Raw genomic sequence first — 3749 nt, 5'->3', positions numbered from 1 at the left:
CCGGCGGCCGCCGCCGCGCGGCGCTGGCCTTCGATGACGGCCGCGGCGCGGCGCAGGCGCACGGGCGGCGGCACCACCAGGTCGAGCAGCGGCACGCAGCGCGCACGGTCGGGCGGCACGCCGGCCGGCAGCTGCAGCTCGGCGCACAGGCTCACGAGCCGGGGTTGGCCGGCGGCGAGCCATTCGGCCTGCGTGGGGCGACGGCCCAGGCGCAGGCCGGGCACCACTTCGACCGAGGCCGGCAGCTTGCGCGTCCAGAGCCACACATTGAAGGCCGCGGCCAGGCGGTAGGGCGCGAACAGCCAGCGCGCCGCCCAACCCATGCGGCCGTGGCCGTCCATCTGGAAGCCGCGCGCGCCGAAGCCGAGGTAGTTGAGCGCCACCAGCGCGAGCGCCGCCGCCGGCCAGGCCAGCCACAGCACCACGCCGCCGGTCGCCAGCGCCGCGAACAGGCACAGCGCCGCACCCACGGCGTAGAAGCCCGCGAGCTTCAGCCGCTGCGGATCGCGCGCTAGGCGCCACGCACGCAGCATCGACACCCGGCGCGCCATCGGCCACAGCCACACGCAGAAGATGCCCAGCAGCGCGCCGGTCGGGATATCGATGAAGTGGTGCTGCCAGGTCGTGAGCACCGAGGCGCAGATCGCGAAGGCCCACACATGCAGCACGAGCCGCGCCCACAGCGGCCGGATGAAGCGCCGGTACCAGTCCCACAGGATCACGGCCAGCGCGATGTGCAGCGAGGGCGCTTGGTTGTAGGGCTGGTCGAAGCCGCGCAGCGCATTGAACAGGAAAGCGGGCGCGCCTTCCACCGGCGGCTGGCCGAAGCTGAAGTGCAGCGGCCAGAGGATGAAGCAGGTGCAGGCGATGAGCGTGGCGCTCACCAGCCGCAGCGCATGCCGGTCGAGCGTGTGGCGGTCGCGCGCCAGGAACAGCGACAGCGCGTAGAAGACGTTGATGGTCCAGTACGGAAAGATCGTCCAGGCCCAGAAGGGCACCTGGCGCTCCCAGTCGAAGGCCATCGAGGGCACGCTGGCGCGCGTGGTGGCCCACCAGTTGGCGAAGCCGTAGGTCGCGTAGAACAGCGGCCCCAGCAGCACCAGCCACGCGGCGGCGCGTTTCCACGGCCGGGGCGCGCGCCGGGCGGTCATTGCGCGACGCGCACCGCCAGCGACACCGTGAAGATGCCCCATTCGTCCACCCGCTGGTCGATCTTGCGGAAGCCCGCTTCTTCGACCAGCTGGTCCATTTCGGCCTGCGTGCGCCGGCGCATCACCCAGGCTTCGCCCTGGCGGTGGCTGGTGAGCGCGCGGGCGATCATTTCGAGCTGCGGGTGCCAGGGCTGGCCGGTGTAGACCAGGTAGCCCCGGTCTTCCACGGCGTCGCCCACGCCCGCGAGCGAGCGGCGCACCATCTCGTTGTCGGGGAACAGCTCGTACAGGCCCGACACCACGGCCAGCGTGGGCCGCGGCGTCACGCTGGCCAGGCTGATGCGGTCGAAGGCGTCGGCCTGCACGAACTGGGCGACGTCTTCCAGGCCCTTCTCGGCAATGAGGGCCGTGCCGTCGCGCACGTTGATGTCGCTGTAGTCGCGCAGCAGGACCGAGCTGGCCTTCACCGGGCTGGCCAGCACCGCGTCGAGCACGTAGCGGCCGTGGCCGGCCGCGATGTCCATGAGCCGCACCTCGCGGTGCATCTCGACCAGCCGCTCCATCGCGATGCGCAGCAGCTCCTCGACGTGGATCTTGCGCTGGCGGATGCCGCGCCAGCCGATGGAGTCGAGGTAGGTGCGGTCGACCGAGCGGCCCAGCGCGCCCTTGCCCTGCGGCTGGTTGCGGTAGACGTAGTCGAGCGTGCTGCCCGAGTCGAAACCCGTGGCATGGCCCAGCGCGATGCCGCTGGACAGCGCGCCGCCCACGCGCAGCCCGCCGCGCGTGATCGCCCAGTAGGCGCCGCGCGGCGACAGCGGAGAGAGCGGCTCGGCCAGTGCGCGCGATTCGTCGGCCGTGTTGCCGCGCAGGTGCGCCTCGCGCAGGTCGACCGGCACGGCCGGCTCGTCGAAGCGCTGCAGGATGAATTCGCGGATCGACGCCACCGCGGGCGCCCGGTCTTTTTCGCCCAGCGTGTCGTGGAAGAAGCCCGGCAGCACCGTCTTCGTCTTCACGGCGCTGCCCAGCCGCTCGAAGAACTGGTGCTGCGGCTTGTGGTGCACCACCCAGTCGGCGCCCGAGATGAGCAGTTGCACCGGCAGCGTGATCGCGTTGGCGTCGGCCACCACGCGGTCGGCCGCCTCGTACAGGCCCAGCAGGATGTTGACGGCGATCGGGCGCGAGATCAGCGGGTCGTTCTTGTAGCTCTCGATGCGTTCGGGGTCGTGCGTGAGGAACTTCGGCTTCACGTAGCTGTTCACGAAGAACAGCCCGCGCAGCTTGTGCATGAGCGCCAGCCCCGGCCGCGCGAACGGCACGTAGAGCTTGACCTTGAAGGCCGGCGAGGCCAGCGTGAGGCCGCGCACCTTGGGCGCGTAGTCGTGCGCCCAGGTGGCGATCAGCACCGCGCCCACGCTCTGCGCCACCACGTGGATGTCGTGCTCGGGCACGCCGTGGGCGGCGGCGATGTGCTGCACGAAGGTCTGCACGTCGCGCACCGAGGTGCCGAAGCTGGGGCTGTAGCCGCGCTGGCCCGGCGACAGGCCGTGGCCGCGCGCGTCCCAGGCGAAGAAGTCGAAGTCGGGCAGGTCCAGCTCATCGACCAGGTGCGCCATGCGCGCGCCATGCTCGTGGCCGCGGTGGAACAGCAGCACGGCGCCGCGCCGCACGGCGCCCGTGGCCGGCCAGTGGCGGTAGAACAGCGATTCGCCGTCGTGCGTGCGGAAGTGGTGTTCGGCGGCGACGCGGGGTGTGGAAAGGGTCATGAAGAAGGGTCTTCTTTACTTATTTGTATGGGGGTGTTTCAGGCGGCGGGCGCTTCAGCCTCGGCCAGGGCGCGGCGGATGCGGTTGACGACCGTCCAGGCCACCAGCGCGGCCAGCAATGGCATCAGCAGGGCGGTCCAGCCCGGCAGCGGCCCGCCGAGGGCGACATACAACCCGAGCGCGCCGAACACGAAGGCCCGGTCGCTCTTGCCCATCGGCCCGTCGTAGCGGCGCGAGGCGCCCACCGTCGGGCCCAGCGCGCCGGCGAATTCGCTCAGTCCGGCCAGCACGATGACCGTGCCGACCCAGAACGGCGCGAACGGCGCCACCAGCGCGAAAGGCAGGTAGAGCGCGGCGTCGGAGACCACGTCGGTGAGTTCGTTGAGGAAGGCGCCCAGCTTGCTTTGCTGGTGGTGCTCGCGCGCCAGCATGCCGTCGATGGCGTTGAAGGCCATGCGCAGGAACATCCAGGCGGGGATCAAGCCGAAGGCCGCCAGCGAGGGGGCGGCGAAGAACAGCCAGAGCCCGAGACCGACCGACACCGCGCAGGCCGCCAGCGTCACCTGGTTGGCCGTCACGCCCATCGCATGCAGCCGGACCACGAGCGGTCGCAGCAAGGCCTGGAAACGCGGTTTCAGTTCGTAGATGGACACGTTCTGACTTCCCTCTCTTGTTATGTTCTGCAGGCATTCTGCCAGTGTGAAACATGGCCCCCACGCTCGGCACTTCGCGCTCTCGCGGCCCCCCGAGGGGGCGCTCGCTCGCTGGGGGCGGCCCGGCGCAGCGCCGGGACTAAACTTGCCCCCGAAGACCCACCCCCAATGACCATCCAGAC

3 protein-coding genes are annotated in these 3749 nt (G+C 70.8%); all 3 read right to left on the bottom strand.

All coding sequences use genetic code 11. The annotated features are described in order from the left end of the window. A partial coding sequence (locus tag AC07Y4_RS32755) for a phosphatase PAP2/dual specificity phosphatase family protein (protein WP_495275676.1) occupies positions 1–1151 on the bottom strand: 1151 nt, incomplete at its 3' end. Continuing rightward, a complete protein-coding gene (locus AC07Y4_RS32750; protein ID WP_354344733.1) occupies positions 1148–2914 on the bottom strand; it encodes a bifunctional alpha/beta hydrolase/class I SAM-dependent methyltransferase in 1767 nt (588 codons plus the stop codon). The genes AC07Y4_RS32750 and AC07Y4_RS32755, both read right to left, overlap by 4 nt. A 38-nt stretch (positions 2915–2952) precedes the next feature. After that, entirely contained in the window at positions 2953–3567 is a 615-nt protein-coding gene (locus AC07Y4_RS32745) for a CDP-alcohol phosphatidyltransferase family protein (RefSeq protein ID WP_487850249.1), read from the bottom strand. Positions 3568–3749: the final 182 nt, after the last annotated feature.

The sequence above is a fragment of the Variovorax sp. GW460-12-1-14-LB1 genome, assembly GCF_059423605.1.
Note: the sequence above shows the minus strand (reverse complement) of the source record. Positions and strands in the feature narration are given on the sequence as shown.